Origin of the sequence: Candidatus Microthrix parvicella Bio17-1, assembly GCF_000299415.1 — a bacterium.
Taxonomy (GTDB): Bacteria; Actinomycetota; Acidimicrobiia; order Acidimicrobiales; family Microtrichaceae; genus Microthrix; species Microthrix parvicella.
Genome location: NZ_AMPG01000002.1, coordinates 380,172 through 397,679 on the forward strand (window position 1 = coordinate 380,172; position 17,508 = coordinate 397,679).

Genomic DNA, 17,508 nt, shown 5'->3' on the forward strand with positions numbered 1-17,508 from the left:
GATGGCCCTCCGTCGATCCCAGCCCGGCTCGCCCCCTGAGGGGGGTGCGACCGCCGGCGCCGAACGCATGACCACCGCAGGTGGCGGCGCGCCGGTGGCCAGCACGCAGGAGGTGTTGCGTCGGCTGGAGCTGAACGTCAACCGCCGTCTCGACGGCATCCTGCACGGCGAGTATCGAGGCCTGGTGCCCGGCCACGGGTCGGAGCCCGGCGAGACGCGCATCTATGCCCCCGGCGACGACACCCGGCGCATCGACTGGAACGTCACCGCCCGTATGCAGACACCCCACATTCGTGAGGCCGTCGCCGATCGGGAGTTGGAGGCCTGGCTCTGCGTCGACCTCTCCCCCAGCCTGGACTTCGGCACGCACACCTGGGAGAAACGCGACCTGGCACTGGCCACCGCCGCCGGCATCGGGTTTCTCTCAGCACGGTCGGGCAACAGGGTGGGCGCCGTCCTCAACCTGGGCTCCGAACTGGCCGTGGTACCGGCCAAACAAGGCCGACGTCATCTTCAGGCCATCTTGGGTCGCATTCAGACCGCTCCCCGAGCCACCAGGGGCGACGTCGGCCTCGGTGAGACCCTCGACCGGCTCGGCCGGGTGGCCCGCCGCCGCGGCCTGGCCGCGATCATCTCGGACTTCCTCGACCCGATCGACTCCTGGCGACAGCCGCTGGCCACCGTCGGCCTCCGCCATCAGGTATTGGCTGCCGAGGTGCTCGACCCCCGAGAGGTTGACCTGCCGCCGCTGGGTTACGTCGAGCTGACCGACCCGGAGACCGGCCGCACCCGTGAGGTGCACGTCACCAAGGCCGTGCAGGCCCGCTTTGCCGAGGCTGCCATCGAGCAGCGGGCCGGCATCGGCGCCGCCATCAGGTCCACCGGTGCCGACCACATGGTGGTGCGCACCGACGGTGACTGGCTGCTCGAGCTGGTGCGGTTCGTGGCCAAGCGACGCCACCGGGCGGCCAACCTCGGCGCCGCACGGGTGGCGCCGTGAGTCGCGACACCCCCGCCCCTGCCAGCCGCACGGCGCACTCGAACACATTCGCCGGTGATGTCATTTCCGTACTGAGGAGTTTCCAGCTGTGAGCAACTTTCTAAGCCCCGGGTGGCTTTTCGCCGAGCTGATCGTGCTGGCACTCGCCGTCGCCTACGTGGCCTGGTCGCTGGTGGGCAAACAGCGCTTCGCGGTTCGCTACTCCAACGTGGAACTCTTGGACAAGGTGGCCCCGAAGCGTGCGGGCTGGCGACGCCACGTGGTGTCTGGGCTGTTCCTGGTGGCGCTCGCATTGATGGTGGTCGCCCTGGCGCGCCCCCAAACCGACGTGACCGTCCCCACCGAGAAGGCCACGTTGATGCTGGCGATCGACACGTCCCTGTCGATGGAGGCGACCGACGTCGACCCAAACCGCCTCAAGGCGGCCCAGGCCGCCGCGGTGAGCTTCATCGACAACCTGCCCGACAAGTTCAATGTGGGCCTGGTGGAGTTCTCCGGATCGGCCCAGGTCCTGGTGCCCCCCACCACCGATCACTCCAGGGTGCAACGCTCCATCGGCAAGCTGAAGCTGGACGAAGGCACCGCCATCGGTGACGCCGTTGACGTCAGCCTGAAGTCGATCAACGACTTCACCGCCGATGCAGAGACCTCCGGCGATGCGGCGCCCGCTGCGGTGATCGTGCTCTCCGACGGTGAGACGACCGTCGGTCGGCCCACTCTGGAGGCCATCCCCGTGGCCAAGGAGGCCGGGGTGCCGGTCTGGACCATCTCATTCGGCACGCCCGAGGGTGTCATCACCATTCCCGGCGAGTTCGGCGGTGAGCAGTCGATCCCCGTGCCGGTGGCGCCGGAGCCGCTCAAGGCCCTGGCCGAGGGCACCGGTGGGAAGGCCTTCACCGCCGAGTCGGCCGGTCAGCTCAACAAGGTGTACGAGGAGCTCGGTTCGGCCATTGGCCAGGACACCGAGCTGGCGGAGATCGGTTGGCGCTGGACGCTCGGTGGCTTCGCTCTTCTGCTCGTGGCGGGCGGCCTGTCCACCTGGTGGTTCCGTCGCATGATCTGACCCTTCGGCGGCCGGTGCCGCCGTGGCGAACCCAACAGGTGCAGCAGACGCTGCCCACTCTGCCTGCTGGGACCACTCTGCCTGCTGGGACCACTCTGCCTGCTGGGACCACTCTGCCTGCTGGGACCACTCAGCCCTCTGGCTTGGGGACCACTCTGCCTGCTGGGACCACTCTGCCTGCTGGGACCACTCAGCCCTCTGGCTTGGGGACCACGACCGGCCGATCGATCAGCCGCTGATACTCGGTCTCGTCGATCTTCAGAATCTTGAGGTACCGCTCGCCGGCAAGTGGCGGCTTGCCCGATGCAAGCTCGTAGGCCGCCAGCAGTTCGGGGTCAAACGGATCTGAGCTGTAGTAGCCCGCGGCGACAGCGGCCAGGAACGACCGGTCGTCGATCGGTGCCTCCCGAGTCTCGTCGCCTTCAGGCACGTTCTCAATGATCGCGTCCGCGAACCCCTCCCCGTAGCGAGCGATCAGCCGGTCTCGGCCATCCTCGGCCACCACCAGGTTCGGGTCGGCCCGAAACTGAGCGAGTAGTTCTTCTCGCAGCGCGGCGGCGACACGATCGACATCCCATCGCTTCAGCAGACGTCCTGCGCGCTGCTCTGGATTGTTCGACGACTCGATCGCGTAGGTGGCGCCGGGGTCGATGTCCGAGAGCACATCGGAGTCACCAAAGTTCTTCACGAGGAACGCCGACTGCACCTCGTGACCATCGACTGTGAGCGCCAGATCGAGCATTGGCGACACCACCAGGACCGCGCCGATGCCCGACTCCGTCAACGTGACCTTGCCATCACCGTCGGCTGCTTTGAGCATCAGGGCGCGCATCTCGGCCAGATCGCCGAAGATCGACTGCTCGCGAAATCTGTCGTCCTGACCTGGGTTGACCTTGGCCGCCACCACCGGGACCACGGCCAGCACCACCAGCCCGAACGCCCCAAGGCCTCGGAACAACGCAAGCCGCTGCGGTGCCCGCCGCCGTGTCCATCTGCCCGCCACATCGGTGGCCAGCCATCCGGCCACCACGACGAGGCCGAGCCCCACCACCGGGGTCCAGCGGTAGAAGTTGATCCGAAACTGCTCCAGCGAGTCGGGCACGTTCATCGTGTTGACGAACCCGGCAAACGCCAACCCCAACGTGACACCCAACCACACGCGGGCCCCGCGTGACCGGGGGCCTGCCCGGAGTGCCCCTGCCAGCAACACCACGACGGTGACTATGGCTCCAGCGATCACCAAGGTCGACGGCGGGGCCACCAGCCCGGATTGTTCCAACTCGGTGCGCACCAACAGCGTGGGCGCCGTCACCGCCCGCAGTGCCACCCCTGCGGCCACGTCGGCCGGAACCCGCGGTCCACCGCCACCCGAGTAGCCCATCATGGCGGTGAGGTTGCCCGTGCCAAAGAACTGGTCGAGGAGCACAGGCAGCCACAGCACCACTCCAAGCACCGCCGCACCACCGCTCCACCGGGCGATCGACCAGCGCGTCGAGCGATCCGGGGCGCGAAGCACCGCAGCAAGCACCCCGCCCAGCGCAATCGCCACCAACACCGCCGCAGGTAACACGATCGCCAGATGTTGTTGGGCCACCCACGACCCGTACGCGACGGTCACCGGCAACAGCCGGAAATCGCCTTGTGCCACCGCTGCCGCACCGGCAAAGAGCACCAGCAGGGGTAGGCCCCCCGCATTGGACGAAAGCGGGTCGATCAGCAGGGCACCCCCCGAAACCGACAACACCCCGGCGAGTGCCATCGCACCGATTGCACCTGGCATCGGGCCTGCACGCCGAAAAACCATCCAGGCGGTCACCAGCACGGCCGAGAAATACAGCGCCGACATCGCCAGGATGGTGCCCAGCGCGGGACCGAGCACCCGTTGGGGCACCGCCAACCAATAAAACTCGATCGGCCCGGGATGAGCGATCACCTTCGCCCCGTACAGGTGGCTGGTGGACGGCTGGCCCACCAACGGAAAATCCCCTCGGGAGGCCTCCTGCGCGCGCAGGCTGATCAGTGCGTCGTCCCCGAGCGGGTACCAATCCGCCCGAATTGCGCGACCGACGCTGAGCACAAAAGGCGCCATCATCACCAACACGAGGACGCCGGCCACCCACCGCTCCCGAGCCTTCAGATCCCTGAGGCGGTAGGGCGGCCGTTGCGATGGGGCGCTGGGCATCGGTGCTGCCGACGCCGGTGATGTAACGGTCATTCGTCCTCGAGCTGGGCGAGACGACGGTCTCCACCAACCGGAACCTCACGGCCTGGAGGCGGGCGCTTCCGCCGTGCGTTCCCGTAGGAGATCAGTTCACCGAGCAACCCGAACGACAACAACTGCACCGCCACAACACACAACAACACGCCGGTGACCAGGGCCGGGCGGGTGCCGATGGTGGCTCCAGAGAGTCGCTCGATCAGCATCCAGGTCAGCAGCCCCCCGCCCAACATGCCCGACAGCAACCCCAGGCCACCGAACAGGTGGAAGGGCCGACCGGTGTACTGGGTGAGGAACTTCACGGTGAGCAGGTCCATCATGCCTCGCCAAAAGCGGTTGAGGCCGAACTTGGTGGTGCCGTGCAACCGGCTCCGGTGTGTCACCGGCACCTCTCCGACCGCGAAGCCCGACCAGGCCGCCAGCACCGGCAGGTACCGGTGCAACTCACCGTGCACCGTAAGTGCCGTGGCCACTTCAGAACGCATCATTTTGAACCCGCTGTTCATGTCTGCGGCATCGATGCCCGTCGCGGCCCGGGTAACCCGGTTGTACACCCGGGAGGTCGACCGCTTCACCAGCCGATCCCTTCGGTTGGCCGAACGGCTGCCGGTCACCATGTCGAGACCACCGTCGACCGCCGCCAGCATGGTCGGCAACTCGGCGGGATCGTCCTGTCCGTCGGCGTCCATCAGCACCACCACCTCGCCTCGGGCACGGGCCAGCCCGGAGTCCAGCGCCGCCGACTTACCCAGGTTGGAGCCCAGCCGCACCTGACGTAGGCCCGCCAGCTCTTCGCCCAATCGGTCCAGCACGTCGCGGGTGCCGTCCGTTGAACCATCGTCGACCACCAGGATCTCCCAGGACAGCCCCAGCGAGTCGAGGACGCCGCGCAACTCGGACAGTACGTCGGGAAGGTTGTCGGCTTCGTTGTACGCCGGCATGACCACGGAAAGTGCCGGCACGTTCATGACCAAGAGACTACCCAAGGGTGGCCGTCCCCTTCGGCGGATCCTTTGCCCCATGGGCTCCCACGTTCTGGAGGGGCAGATCCACAGCGGTGCGTCCATCTTGATGCGGGTGCCCGGGTTGAGCTTGTGCTGGGGCTTGATCGGCACCACGCTGGAGGCGTGTCCGCCCCCGACCCACGACGTCTGCCCCGTTGGTCGGTGCCGGCGCTGGGCGGTGCCATCGCAGTTTTGGCGATCATCTTCGTGATTCGCTCGCTGAGTCGCGATTGGGACCGCATCTCCGACGCGTTCTCCACCATGGCGATCGCACCGGCGCTGTTCGCAGCAGCGTTGGCGACCGCGTCCATGACCCTCATCGGGATGCTGTGGGGGCTGGTCCTCACCGAGCGGGGTGCCCCGACGCCACCCTGGACGGCGGTTCGTTGGTACTACGTGGGCGAGCTTGGGAAGTACCTGCCGGGCGGGATTTGGCCGGTACTCGGTCGAGGTGAGTTGGCGCGCCGTTCGGGAGCGCCCGCAGGAACCGCGTACGGCTCCACCATCATCTCGTTGCTCTACCTCTATGGCGCCGCCGTGCTCACCGTTGCTGGCGGCGCCCCATGGCTGGACCGGCTACCGCCATGGGCCCGCGTCACCGTGATCGTCGGTGGTGCCACGGTCATCATCTGTCTGCACCCCACCATCGGCGCGTGGGTGCTGGGCAAGATCGAATCCTTGTCCGGACGGCAGCTGAAGATCGCCTCGCCACCGTGGGGACGGGCGCTGAGATTGGTGGTGGCCTACGTCCCGGCGTGGTTGGGAATCGGCTCGGTCAGTTGGGCCCTGGCCGTGGCGTTGGGCTTTGACATCTCTCCGGTGGGCATCGTCGGCGCCACGGTGGCGGCATGGCTTGCCGGCTTTCTGGCGATCCCGGTACCCGGCGGAGCCGGGGTTCGAGAAGCCACCTTCGTGCTGCTGTGTGGACTGCCACGGGCCGAGGCCGCCGCCATCGCCGTCGCCGCCCGCGTCATCTTCGTTGTTGTGGATCTCGCCGGCTTCGGCATCTGCGCACCATCGGTGCGTCACCTCACCAAGTCGGCCGACCGAAGGTCGCAGGCAACCGATCGGAACGGGCGGGACTAACGACGCGGTTTGGCCACAGCCAGCAACCACGGGGTCACACGGGTGACCTCGACCGATTCGAAATGCGGCTCGAGCACCGCTCGTAGCCGTCTCGGCGTGAACTGCTGGAGGTGTTCCACATCGTTGCCCCAGCGGGCCAGGTTCTTACCGCGCACAAAGTTGCCGCCACGAAAGAACGGCTCATGGGGCACCGTGAGGATGCATCGGCCTCGGGTGATCCGAGCCAGTTCGGCCACTGCACGGTCCACGCTCGGGAGGTGTTCCAGCACCTCCTGGCACACCACCGTGTCGATCGAGCGATCTGGGAACGGCAGGGTGCCGATGTCACCCACCGACGCCGCCAGTCCCGGCACGGCCACAGCGGCAAGCGCAACCTTGGCACGGCGATACTCCACCCCGATGGGCACGACGCCCTCGGGCACCACACGTGCCAGAGCCAGTCCCTCGCCGGTGCCAATATCGGCAAGCCGACCCGGCGTCGACCCGATCTCGGCTGTCACCCGGCCCAGCAATCGCCCGATCAACCGTCGGACCACCGGGTTGGAGGTCGTGTACTTCTGCTCGTCCTGGCCGGCCGCCTCAGGGTCCACCCCGGGCGCCAAGCCGATGCTTCGGGTTTCGATGTCCGAACTCTACCGGCAGCCTCCGCCGCGCCCTGAGAATCGAGGTTCCCCCCTATCGTGCTTCTCCGGATGCAGAAGGGGGGAACCTCGATTCGACCCGCCACTCCATGAGCCCAAGTCCCCGGGACGCGACACCCGGTGACGGCCCACGCCTACCGTCGTACCGTGGCTCCATGTTCGACGAGGCCGCTGCCGCAGCGCTTGCAGCCCAACAGCACGGCCTCGCAACCCGGACACAACTGCTGGAGCTTGGCTTCACGAGGGGCATGCTCAACCAACGTTTCCGGTCGGGGCGTTGGACCCCGCTCGGTCGCAGCGTCGTGTCGTTTGGCCCCGCTCCACACGAACTCCGGGCTCGCACCATGGCGGCGCTGCTGGCCGTGCCAAACAGCGTGGCCAGCCACCGCACGGCCGGACTCCTGCACGAGCTGCCGGGCCTCTACATCAGCCGACCCGAGCAGCGGCGGTTGCTGCGGGGGCCAGTGGAGCTGTCCACCACCGGACGCAGCCGGGTTCGCCCATTCGATCTCCTAATCCACGAGCGAACCACGATGCCCCGGTCGCTGTACCTGCACGGCATTCGGGTGACTACGGTGCCCCAGACGCTGATCGATCTGGGCGCCGCGCTTGAGCCGCGACTCCTCGATCGTGTGATCGACATGACCGTGGCCGCCAACCGCTGCCCGTTGGAGGCGCTGGAGCGGCTGCTCGACGAGTCCCCAGGTCAAGGCGTTGCCGGACGGGCAGCAGTGCACCGGATCGTCACCTCCCGTCACCTGCCGGGCGGATCGATGAGCGTCATGGAGCGCCTGTTCTGGGAGCGCATCCGTCCGTCGGGTCTCGCCATTCCAGAGCGACAGGTTCAGATGCCGTGGGGCGCCACCGTTGACCTGTTCTGGGTCGCCTGGCGGTTGATCGGCGAGCTGGACAGCCGCTCCTGGCACGAGCGACAGCGGGACCGGGAGCGCGATGCCCGCCGGGATGCCGAGGCCCTCAGTCGGGGATTCGCCACCTTTCGCATGACCTGGGAGATGATCACCGACGAGGTTGAGCGCACGATCAGCCTCCTGGCATCCACGATGGAGCGGCGCACCGTCTGACGGCGCGGGAACGCCACGGCGGGCACGGCGGTCGACGGGCCAACCGGTTGGGTCGGCCGCTCGAAGCGAGGCGTGTTGCCAACGCGTGCCGGGCGCCGGGCAAGGTGGCGACGCGACATGATGGTCTCTGTCTCTCCACTCCGGGTGCCCTTGGATGGCCAGGCGCTAACCCGCCACTCGCTTTTCGGACAGCACCTTGGAGGAGCCGCCAGGTTCCATGGTGACGCCATAGAGCACGTCGGCGGCCTCCATGGTTCGTTTCTGGTGGCTCACGATGATCAGCTGCGCGGCGTCGCGGAATTCTGCGACCAGGTCGAGGAAGCGATGCAGGTTGACGTCATCGAGGGCGGCCTCCACCTCGTCCATCACATAGAACGGGGAGGGGCGGCTGCGAAACACTGCGAAAAGGTAGGCCAAGGCGGTCAACGACCGCTCGCCACCGGACAGCAACGACAGCTTCCGCACGTTCTTGCCCGAGGGTCTGGCCTTGAGCTCGATCCCGGTGTTCAGCAGGTCGTTGGGGTCGGTGAGGCTGAGCGACCCCTCCCCGCCCGGAAACAGGGTGGAGAACAACGCCTCGAAGTGCCCGGCCACATCGGCATATGCGGCGGCGAAGACCGAGACAATCTCGTCGTCGACCGCCTTGATGATCTTGGACAACTCCCGCCGTGAGGAGCGCACGTCCTCCAACTGCGCCCCAAGAAACTCGTGACGCTCGGACAGTTCGGCGAACTCGGCCAGTGCCAGCGGGTTGATCGGTCCCATCAGCCGCAATTCCCGCTCGAGCACTCGGAGGTGTTCAGCCGCTCCAATGCCCTCGGGCAACTCGGGGGCCGGGGCGGCCTCGGCAACCTCGGGCTCCACTTCGAGCTCGGTCCGGACCTGCTCGGTAAGGGTCTCCAGACGCAGCTTGAGTTCTGCGTCGGCCACCTCGGCCTGATGCCGGCGCTCGGACAGCTCGCCGAGCGAACGCTCGCTCGCGACGCGCTCCGAGCGGAGGGTCTCCAACTCGCCGGTGAGGGCTCGGGCCTGCTCGCTCTGCGCCCGTCTGGCCTCCCGGACCCCCACCAGATCGGATTCGACGACTCCAAGGCGCTTGGCCACAAAGGTTGCAAGGCGTTCGGTGGCCTCTGCTCGGGCGTCCAGCTCCACCCGACGCTCGGCGGCGGCCTCCGCCTCGGCCCGGTTGCGCTCCAACCGGTCGCGCACCGAGACCCGGCGGTTGGTCAGCAGGCGGCGGCGCTCTTCAACTCCGGCGGCCCGCACCTCCAGGTCGCGACGCAGCGCTGCAGTGGCCGCCGCCCGTTCGTCCAGTCGGGCCCGAGCCTCACCAAGCGCCCGCTCCCGCTCGGCGAGGTCAGCCTCCTCGGCCTCCAGAGCGGGCAGGCGGCGCTCCAGCTCCAGTCGGTGGTCGCCGTCGGCCCGGTGTCGCTCGGCCAATTCGGCGACATCGGCGTCGAGGCGCACCGCCTCCCCCTCCGCTTCAGCGATGGACCTGGTCGACCGTTCGATGCGCTCGCGGGCCGAACGCCGCGTCGCCTGGGCCGAGTCACGGGCCCGCTCGGCCTGACGAAGCTCACCCTCGGCTTCCCGAACGGTCGCCTTCGCAATGTTCAGTCCGGTAGCGGCCAGGTCGTGGGCCGCCTGGGCCTCCTGCGCCCGCGCCTCGGCTTCTTCGAGCGCAGCGCCCGTGGCCTCGGTGGTGGAGGTGCCCACCCGCCAACCGGTCAACCCAAAGCGGTCGCCGTCGCGGGTCACCACCACCCGCCCCTGGTTGGCCAGCGCCACGTCGACGGCCTCCGCCCAACCGCCGTCGACGCACACGGTCCCGCCCAGCAGGGCACCCAGCAGGCGATCGACCGCAGCGCTCTCCGGTGCCGCCTTGGCGCGCACGTGGGCGCCAACCATCGACGTTCCGGGGATCGGCCCTTCCGTCGGTGCACCTCTCGACGCACCGAGTGCCAGGACCGCACCCGCCGCGCCGTCGACGCTGAGGGTCTCGAGGGCCCGGCGAGCCGAGGTGGGGTCGGCCATCACGACCGATGCCAAGGAGTCACCGGCGGCCGCCTGGAAGGCGGCCTCCCAGCCCGCGTCGACCTCCACCAGGTCCAGCAGGGTGCCCAGGTAGCCGTCCACCTCGGCCAGTGCCGCCGCTCCGGCGCGACTCCGGGCAGCATCGAGCGCCTGGCCCAGCGCCTTGGCACGCGCCGCCCAGCTCGCCCGGTCATCGGCCGCCCCCCTGGCCTCGGTATCGGCGGCGCTCAGCGCGGTGCCGGCTGCTTGCACCCTCGAATCCAACGCCGCCACCAGCGCATCGTGGTCCTCATCGCCCTGCGCCAGCTCCGCCTGGGCCAGTTCCAGCTCCTCGGCCAATCCGGTCAGACGCTGTCCCAGCTGATCGCGGCGCTGGTTGAGGCGCAGGGTGTCCCGCTCCTGCTGGTCGATGCCGCGCCGCAGCGCACCCAGCTCGGCCCGGGTCGCCGCAGCATCACCGCTGGGCTTGGGCACCCCCCCGCCCCAGGTGGCCTCGAAGTCGGCGCGGGCCGTGGCCAGCCCCTCCTCCGCTCGGCGCCACTCGGACTCGGAGGATCCCAACGTGTCGGTGTCGTTGTCGACGCCTGCCAGGTCGAGGTCCAGCTGGGCGCCCTCCGCCTCCAGCGCAGCGATGACGCCTTCATCGATAAACGACTCGCGTTCGCGCGCCAGGTTGCGGCGCCGCTCGGCCAGCAGCGCGCCCTGGCCACGGGCCCGCTCGCGCAGCGCCTCGTAGCGGGTCAGAAGCCCCGAGTGATCCACCTCGCCCAGTGCGGCCAGGTTGGTCTCCGCGACAACCACCCGTGCATCCAGGTCGGCCAGTGCCGCCCGCAGTCGCTGGTCTTCGGTCCGCATTGTTTCGCCGTCAGCGGCGCGCTCGTTCAACTGGCGTCGCAGCCCGGCCAGGCGCTTGCCCAGCAGATGGATGCGCAGGGCCGACAGCTCGGCGGTCAGGTCTCCATGTCGTCGGGCCGCCTCGGCCTGACGCCCCAGTGGCCGCAACTGACGCCGCACCTCGCGCAGCAGGTCACCCACCCGGGTCAGGTTGGCCTCGGTGGAGTTGAGTCGACGTTCGGCCCGTTCCTTGCGCTTGCGATGCTTGAGGATGCCGGCGGCCTCCTCGATGATCGCCCTCCGGTCCTCCGCTTTGGCGTTGAGTACCGCGTCGATCTGCCCCTGGCTGATGATGACGTGCTGGGTGCGCCCCACGCCGCTGTCCGAGAGCAGGTCCTGCACGTCCAGCAACCGGCACCGAGCGCCGTTGATCGAGTACTCGCTGTCCCCGGAGCGAAACAGCACCCGTTTGATCGTCACCTCGGCGAACTCGATCGGCAACATGCCCGCCGAGTTGTCAATCGTGAGCGATACCTCGGCACGGCCCAATGCCGACCGATTGTCGGCGCCGGCGAAGATGACGTCGTCCATCTTGGCCGACCGCACCGCGGAGGGCGCCTGCGCGCCAAGAACCCAACCGATGGCATCGACCACATTGGACTTGCCGGAACCGTTGGGTCCGACCACCACGGTCACGCCCGGCTCCATCCTCAGGGTGGTCGAGTCGGCGAACGACTTGAACCCCTTCAGTTGCAGGCTCTTCAGGAACACGCTGGGTCAGACCTGGGTCTGCTCGCAGTAATAGGTCCAGCCGTGACCGTAACGTCGCTTCACGACCGGCCCACGGGCGCGGGGGCTCATCAGGCCGTCCTTGCGGTACACGGCCAGGTACTCGCCGTATCCGCCGGTTTTGCCCGACAGATCCTCGAACGGCGGGTCGTCAACCGCCGTGCCGCCGTACTTGATGGCGTCGTGCATCGTCTCCACCACCGCCCGGTAGAGCCGCCGCACCTCTTGGGCCGACAGCGAGGCCGGGTTGCGGTCGAAGCGAAGCCCCGCCGTGTAGAGGATCTCGTCGGAGTAGATCGGGCCGATGCCGACCAAGAAGCTCTGGTCCATCATGATCGATTTCAGTTTGCCGCTGCGACGCAGCAGTGCGTCGCCAAAGGCCACCCAGGACACCGGCGTCGCCACCACATCCATCCCCAGGTTCCCGGCGTCGGGCAACCCCAACAGATCGTCCTGGGCCAGCAGGCGAACCTCGGAGGTGTTCTCGGGATCGTTCAGGCGGATCGGCTTTCCCTGGCTGAACGAGATCACCATGTCCGGTTCCGGTTCGGGTCGAGGCGGCGACGAGTCGGTCTTGCGGCTTTTCGACTTGGCCTTCTCCGGAATGTTCTTGCGAACCCACGCGCCGTTACCCAAACGGATCACCATCGCATTGCCGGTGGCAAGACGAAAGACCAGGTAGGGGCCCAGCCGCTCCACGTTGGACACCTTGACCCCATCGGTTCCCTCGGTGAGTGCAGCGGCCGTGGTGTCCACCAACAACTTCTTCTTGTGCACCTCGATCGAGACGATCTTCTTGCCGCCCGCCTCCCGCTCGAGGTCTCTGCGAATCACTTCGTACTCGGGAAGTTCCATGGGTCTCCGTTCGATACTGCTCGGTGCCGGGATGGTGCCGGACCCCGGTGTTGCGATCGCTTCTCTGGTGCTGATACTCGCGGGCATTGGCGCCGGGCGCCACTAGAGGGTTCGCTCAGGGGACTCCAGCGTCCTGAGGGCGGTCTCCGCCACCGCCTGTTCGGACTGTTGTTTCGATGTGCCGGTGCAAGGTCCGAACTGTTGACCGAGCACCTTGACGGTAGTGCTGAATTCCCTCCGATGTTCAAGACCCGACATGACGGTGGTGTAGTCGGGCATGAAATCCGCCCCGTCGGTTCCGTCACGTTCACCCAGGTCGACAACCAGCCGTGCGGCCAGTTCCTGCAGCCTTGACTTGGGATCGAAGGCTCCCAGACGTTCATCAAAGACGTCGCTCAGCAGGTCCATCACCACCCTGCGGGCCTCGATGATTCCACCGTCGAGATAGACCGCCCCCAGCACCGCCTCCATGGCGTCGGCCAGAACTGCACCGTTGTTGCGCTCCCCTTGCAAATCGGCCCCCTTGGACAGCCTCAGCGCCCTCCCAAGTTCCAGCGTGCGGGCCAGATCCGTCAGCGTGGCCTCGTTGACGAGCGTGGACCGGGCCCTGGTGAGTCGGCCCTCGGAATGATCACTTCTGCGACGGAAGAGCGCGTCGGACACGACGAAGCCCAGGACCGAATCACCGAGAAATTCCAACCGTTCGTTGGACTGGGCAAAGCCTTGTTGACCGAGAACCGAACGGTGTGTCAGCGCCAGCGCCAGCAGCACAGGATCGGTGAACACGTAGCCCAGGCGTTCGGACAGGGCGCGGTCCTCCGACGAGTGGTCGATGGTTGGCACCTTGCGTCGTTTTCCCATAGCTGAGAAGACTCCTCGCGGTCACCGACGCCATGGCGGTGAGGACGGGCGATCGAAGTCGAACCCGGAACTCAGGAGTCCATCCGGGCCATGACGTAGTCGACTGCATCACGAACGGTCAGCAGGTCCACCAGGTCTTCATCGTCGAAGAGCACTGCGCAGGATCGTTCGGCGAGCTCGTCCTCGATCAGCTCAACCAGTTCCACCAGGGCCAGGCTGTCGGCCCTCAGGTCCTCGGCGAACCGGTCGTCCTCAGCGATGGTGTCGGCGTCGCCCTCCAGGATGTCGGCCAGTTGCTCCCTGACGAGTTGCAGCACGGCATCACGATCAAGCGACTGGCGTTCCATGTGTGTCTCGGCGGGCACCGCTACCTCCAGGGTGTGGTTCGGGCGCAGTAAGAGGGCGCACGGAGCCAAGGACACTACTACCGCTTGGGTTGGGCCTCACCTCGTTCGGCTGCCCCGGCGGGAGTCCCTCCTCGGCCGGCGCCGGCGGCGAAGCGACCGGCACCCGCCAACGACTCGCCGCTGCGCAACGTGTCCAACCCCAGCCGAGTCTCGTTGGCCAGGGCAGCTCCAAGCCCGAGGCCCCATTGTTCGTTGCACGACCTTCGGTCGTTCCTCAGACATGTCTGAGGCAACGCCGACAACGACGTGGCCAGCTCGATCGCCTCGTCCAACGCCTCACCCGGCTCGCAGACCCGGTTGGCGAGACCCCACGCGCCGGCCTCGCTGCCGGACACGCTCCGACCGGTGAGAATCATGTCCATGGCGCGGCTGTGCCCGACCAGCCGGGGAAGGCGAACCGTCCCGCCATCGATCAGCGGCACGCCGAAGCGTCGGCAGTACACCCCGAAGGTGGCGTCGCTCGCCGCCACCCGCAGGTCGCACCACAGGGCCAGCTCCAACCCTCCGGCGACGGCAAAGCCCTCCACCGCCGCGATCACCGGCTTGTTCAGCTCCAGCCGGGTGCAGCCCAGCGGAGCCGGTTCCGACAGGTCTCCGGCGACCCGGTTGCCGTTGCCCTCGGCGATGGCGTGCAGGTCGGCGCCTGCGCAGAACGTTCCGTTCGCACCGGCCAACACCGCCACATCGAGTGTGTCGTCGGCATCGAAGCCGACGAACGTCCGATGCAAATCGTCCGCCGTCGGGCCATCGATGGCGTTGCGGCGCTCGGGCCGGTTGATGGTGACCACCAGCGTGCGGTCGACGGTGCGGATACCCAGGTTCATGTGCCCAGGCTGCCAGAGCGTCGCCGCGCCGGCGACGCGTACCATCGGGCGCATTGGCGCAAGGCCGCTGAGGGCCATGTGTCCGGGGGAATGGGGAGGGTCAACCATGAAGTTCGATCGACGCGGATTCCTGACGGGTTCGGCCGGCTTGGCGGGGGCGTTGGCCCTGACCTCGTGCACCAGCAACGGCCGGCGGGCCGACGACCAGCCCGAGTGCATCGATGGTGCCGGCTGTGCCACCGCGCTCTCCCAGCCTGGAAGCGATGGGCTGATCGACGAGGCGGTGTACCAGCGGCGCATCGACGAGTACCTGAGGTTCGCAACCGCCGAGTTCATCCCCGGCAGCGCTCCCGGCGTGGCCGGTCATCTCATTCGGGCAGGTCGAGACCCCGACTACCGCTGGGCCGTCGACGAGGTCACCGTCGACGCCTTCGCCGACACCTGGGACAAGATCGATTCGTGGGAGGACACCCGCGACTTCGACCTGATGTACCTGCTGTGGCTGCTCAAACTGGGTGCCGGGTCCGAGTCGAGTGGGGCCACCGTCGGCAACAACATGACCACGCTCAGCCCCAAGCTGCTTCAGGCCATCGAGCAGCGGCTGGTCGACAACCGTTACCGGTACAACGACCCCAACCCCGACGGACGCCTGGACAACCTTTGGTACTGGTCGGAGAACCACATCGTCATCGGGCGGGTCATCGAGTTTCTCGCCGGGCAGCACCTCAGCGAGCAGACCTTCACGGTCACCGGCCTGACCGGCGCCGAGCACATGGAGCGCTCCAAGCCCGAGATTCTCCAGTGGATCAGCGAGCGCGCCCGGTTTGGCTTCTTCGAGTGGCACTCCAACGTGTACATGCTGAAAAACATCACCCCGTTGATCACCTTGATCGAGCTGGGCGACGACCCCGAACTCACGGTGCCTGCGGCCATGGCCCTCGACCTTTGCCTCGTCGACCTGGCCGCCCACACCCACGCCGGGTGCTACACCGCACCCCGGGGTCGCACCTACAAAAAGGACAAGATGACCTCGCGTGACGAGGCCACCTTTGGCACCGCCAAGCTACTTTTCGACGACACCACCTTCGACTACCAGAGCCACACCGACACCGGTGTCACCTACCTGTGCGCAGCCGGCGCATACCGTCCGCCCCAGGCGGTCGTCGACATGGCCTTGGCCAAGGCGCCCGGCGTGGTTCGCGAGCGTCACGGCATCTTCGTCGACGACGCTGCGCCGGTGGCCGAGTACCCCAAGGCCCCGTTCGGATACCACTTCGATGACCCGGCCAACCTGTCGTTCTGGTGGAGTCTTGGAGCGGTGGGCACCTGGCAGGTGGCGGGTATTGGCCTGTCCGAGGCCAAAAGGTACGACCTGTTCGAGGTACCCCTGTTGGCCCAGGTGAAGGCGCTGGTCGACCTCAACGGCGGCGACATCGACCGCATCCGACCCTGGCTCCAAAAGAACCACGCCATCGTCAACTTCGGGTTTCTCGGCGAGGCCAACACCTACGCCTGGCGAGGCGACGCCGTGTCGCTGGCATCGGTGCAGGATCACCGATTTGGCCAGATGCGCGATCAGGCCCACAGCTGGCAGGCGGCCATCGACGCCGACGCCCTCGTCTTCACCAATCACCCGGTGACCGACCGAGATGAGAGCACCGACTGGGCCGAAGACGGGCGGCCCGGCTACTGGACCGGCGAGGCGTCCATGCCCCGTTCGGCCCAACACGAGCGGGCGGCCATCCACATCTACCAACCGGCGTGGGACGAGACCACCGACGAACTGTTGTGGGGCGTGTTCGGCTACCAGCCCTTCACACACGCGTACGTGCCGCAGGACCGCTTCGACGAGGTGGCTCAGGAAGGCCGCTGGACCTTCGCACGAAAGGGCGAAGGTTGGATCGCGCTGTGGTCGTGGCGCACCCCCACCTGGCGCGACTACGACCCCACCAGGTTCGCCACCGATGGCATGGAGCAACCCTTCGACCTGGTGGCCGAGGGCGGCCCCGACAACGTCTGGATCGTCGAGGTCGGCGAGGCCGCCGACGGCGGCTTCGCGGCCTGGAAGGCATCGGTCTTGAAGGTTGAACCGCAGGTGGAGCGCACCGACAGCGGCTTCGTCGTCAGCTACGACTCCGCTTCGGCGGGGACGATGACCTTCGGGTCAACCGGGCCCCTCACGTTGGACGGGTTAGAGGTGGACCTCGGCGACTTCCCACGCCACGATTCGGCGTTCGGCACGGTCGACCACCTGGACACAACGATGGAATTCACCACCGAATCAGCCAAGCTCAAGCTCAACTTCGAGGCGAAAACACGTGCGGTCGGCCTCGTGTAGGCCGGACCGCTCTCGATCGAAGCCATGTCACCGCGGCTGCTCTCCGCCGTCGACGTCGTTGTTCCTTGCCTCTTGGCCAAGGCCACGATCGCGACCACCACGCCCGCGACCAGCGCCAAGAAGGAGAGCCCAATGAGGCCGACCCACACCCATTCGTTCAATTTCTAAGAACCAGCGCCATCAGGTTCATTCACTCGATCAGGAGCGAAATCCCCTGCGATGGTCGACCCAAGCGGGTCTAGCTGACCTCGATGGCCTGACGGCCGTGGTACCAACCGCAGTTACTACACACGGCGTGGGGGCGCTTCGGGGTGTTGCAGCGATCGCACAGCGACCGGGGTGCCGACTCGAGGCGCCAGTTGGAGGCCCGACGGCTGCGGCTCTTCGCCTTGGAGGTCTTGCGCTTGGGAACAGCCATGAGAAACACCTTGATCGAGGGGTACCCCACACCATTGCATGGGTGTGAGCGTCG

General features: G+C 67.4%; 14 protein-coding genes. 5 read left to right on the forward strand and 9 right to left on the reverse strand.

What is annotated here, in order from left to right:
- Position 1 precedes the first annotated feature (1 nt).
- Both MPARV_RS0110035 and MPARV_RS0110040 read left to right on the forward strand, forming a co-directional pair.
- Entirely contained in the window at positions 2-1,000 is a 999-nt protein-coding gene (locus MPARV_RS0110035) for a DUF58 domain-containing protein (protein ID WP_012227551.1), read from the forward strand.
- 88 nt (positions 1,001-1,088) lie between these two features.
- A complete protein-coding gene (locus MPARV_RS0110040; protein ID WP_012227549.1) occupies positions 1,089-2,063 on the forward strand; it encodes a VWA domain-containing protein in 975 nt (324 codons plus the stop codon).
- Between the two features lie 190 nt (positions 2,064-2,253).
- Here MPARV_RS0110040 and MPARV_RS25155 read toward each other — a convergent pair whose 3' ends face one another.
- A complete protein-coding gene (locus MPARV_RS25155) occupies positions 2,254-4,179 on the reverse strand; it encodes a DUF2339 domain-containing protein (protein WP_155852491.1) in 1,926 nt (641 codons plus the stop codon).
- 95 nt (positions 4,180-4,274) lie between these two features.
- The gene (locus MPARV_RS0110050; RefSeq protein ID WP_020378138.1) at positions 4,275-5,249 is read right to left on the reverse strand and encodes a glycosyltransferase family 2 protein; all 975 of its coding nucleotides are present in this window, start codon (positions 5,247-5,249) and stop codon (positions 4,275-4,277) included.
- A 159-nt stretch (positions 5,250-5,408) separates the two neighbouring features.
- On the opposite strand from MPARV_RS0110050, the gene MPARV_RS0110055 reads away from it, so the two are divergent.
- Positions 5,409-6,371 carry a lysylphosphatidylglycerol synthase transmembrane domain-containing protein gene (locus MPARV_RS0110055; protein ID WP_020378139.1) on the forward strand — a complete coding sequence of 321 codons (963 nt, stop codon included), beginning with the start codon at positions 5,409-5,411 and terminating at the stop codon, positions 6,369-6,371.
- Here MPARV_RS0110055 and MPARV_RS0110060 read toward each other — a convergent pair.
- The gene (locus MPARV_RS0110060; protein WP_020378140.1) at positions 6,368-6,961 is read right to left on the reverse strand and encodes a class I SAM-dependent methyltransferase; all 594 of its coding nucleotides are present in this window, start codon (positions 6,959-6,961) and stop codon (positions 6,368-6,370) included. The genes MPARV_RS0110055 and MPARV_RS0110060 overlap by 4 nt on opposite strands.
- A 206-nt stretch (positions 6,962-7,167) precedes the next feature.
- Here MPARV_RS0110060 and MPARV_RS0110065 point away from each other — a divergent pair, with 206 nt between their 5' ends.
- Complete coding sequence (locus MPARV_RS0110065; RefSeq protein ID WP_020378141.1) at positions 7,168-8,094, forward strand: DUF559 domain-containing protein; 927 nt, start codon at positions 7,168-7,170, stop codon at positions 8,092-8,094.
- A 165-nt stretch (positions 8,095-8,259) separates the two neighbouring features.
- On the opposite strand, the gene smc is transcribed toward MPARV_RS0110065, so the two are convergent.
- The 5 genes from smc to MPARV_RS0110090 all read right to left on the reverse strand — a co-directional run bounded on the left by smc (position 8,260) and on the right by MPARV_RS0110090 (position 14,698).
- Positions 8,260-11,733 (reverse strand): chromosome segregation protein SMC, encoded by a 3,474-nt coding sequence (smc, locus tag MPARV_RS0110070; RefSeq protein ID WP_020378142.1) that lies wholly within the window; start codon positions 11,731-11,733, stop codon positions 8,260-8,262.
- Positions 11,734-11,739: 6 nt separating this feature from the next.
- Positions 11,740-12,606, reverse strand: coding sequence for a DNA-formamidopyrimidine glycosylase family protein (locus tag MPARV_RS0110075; RefSeq protein ID WP_020378143.1), 867 nt, complete (start codon positions 12,604-12,606; stop codon positions 11,740-11,742).
- 102 nt (positions 12,607-12,708) lie between these two features.
- Complete coding sequence (rnc, locus tag MPARV_RS0110080) at positions 12,709-13,467, reverse strand: ribonuclease III (RefSeq protein ID WP_012227533.1); 759 nt, start codon at positions 13,465-13,467, stop codon at positions 12,709-12,711.
- A 71-nt stretch (positions 13,468-13,538) separates the two neighbouring features.
- On the reverse strand, positions 13,539-13,832 hold the full coding sequence (locus tag MPARV_RS0110085) for an acyl carrier protein (RefSeq protein ID WP_012227531.1): 294 nt from the start codon (positions 13,830-13,832) through the stop codon (positions 13,539-13,541).
- Positions 13,833-13,891: 59 nt separating this feature from the next.
- On the reverse strand, positions 13,892-14,698 hold the full coding sequence (locus tag MPARV_RS0110090; protein ID WP_020378146.1) for a crotonase/enoyl-CoA hydratase family protein: 807 nt from the start codon (positions 14,696-14,698) through the stop codon (positions 13,892-13,894).
- 106 nt (positions 14,699-14,804) lie between these two features.
- Between MPARV_RS0110090 and MPARV_RS0110095 the strand changes: the two genes are divergently transcribed.
- Positions 14,805-17,036 carry a hypothetical protein gene (locus MPARV_RS0110095; RefSeq protein WP_020378147.1) on the forward strand — a complete coding sequence of 744 codons (2,232 nt, stop codon included), beginning with the start codon at positions 14,805-14,807 and terminating at the stop codon, positions 17,034-17,036.
- Positions 17,037-17,274: 238 nt separating this feature from the next.
- Here the strand turns inward: MPARV_RS0110095 and rpmF are convergent, their stop codons facing one another.
- Positions 17,275-17,454, reverse strand: a complete 180-nt coding sequence (gene rpmF, locus MPARV_RS0110105; protein ID WP_031278125.1) for a 50S ribosomal protein L32 — start codon at positions 17,452-17,454, stop codon at positions 17,275-17,277.
- Between the last annotated feature and the right edge of the window lie 54 nt (positions 17,455-17,508).

What these genes read in the sequence shown, in the direction of transcription:
- MPARV_RS0110050 (WP_020378138.1), bottom strand. Translation starts at nt 5,249, where the DNA reads ATGAACGTGCCGGCACTTTCCGTGGTCATGCCGGCGTACAACGAAGCC.
- MPARV_RS0110035 (WP_012227551.1), top strand. Translation starts at nt 2, where the DNA reads ATGGCCCTCCGTCGATCCCAGCCCGGCTCGCCCCCTGAGGGGGGTGCG.
- MPARV_RS0110090 (WP_020378146.1), bottom strand. Translation starts at nt 14,698, where the DNA reads ATGAACCTGGGTATCCGCACCGTCGACCGCACGCTGGTGGTCACCATC.
- MPARV_RS0110075 (WP_020378143.1), bottom strand. Translation starts at nt 12,606, where the DNA reads ATGGAACTTCCCGAGTACGAAGTGATTCGCAGAGACCTCGAGCGGGAG.
- rpmF (WP_031278125.1), bottom strand. Translation starts at nt 17,454, where the DNA reads ATGGCTGTTCCCAAGCGCAAGACCTCCAAGGCGAAGAGCCGCAGCCGT.
- rnc (WP_012227533.1), bottom strand. Translation starts at nt 13,467, where the DNA reads ATGGGAAAACGACGCAAGGTGCCAACCATCGACCACTCGTCGGAGGAC.
- MPARV_RS0110095 (WP_020378147.1), top strand. Translation starts at nt 14,805, where the DNA reads ATGAAGTTCGATCGACGCGGATTCCTGACGGGTTCGGCCGGCTTGGCG.
- MPARV_RS0110065 (WP_020378141.1), top strand. Translation starts at nt 7,168, where the DNA reads ATGTTCGACGAGGCCGCTGCCGCAGCGCTTGCAGCCCAACAGCACGGC.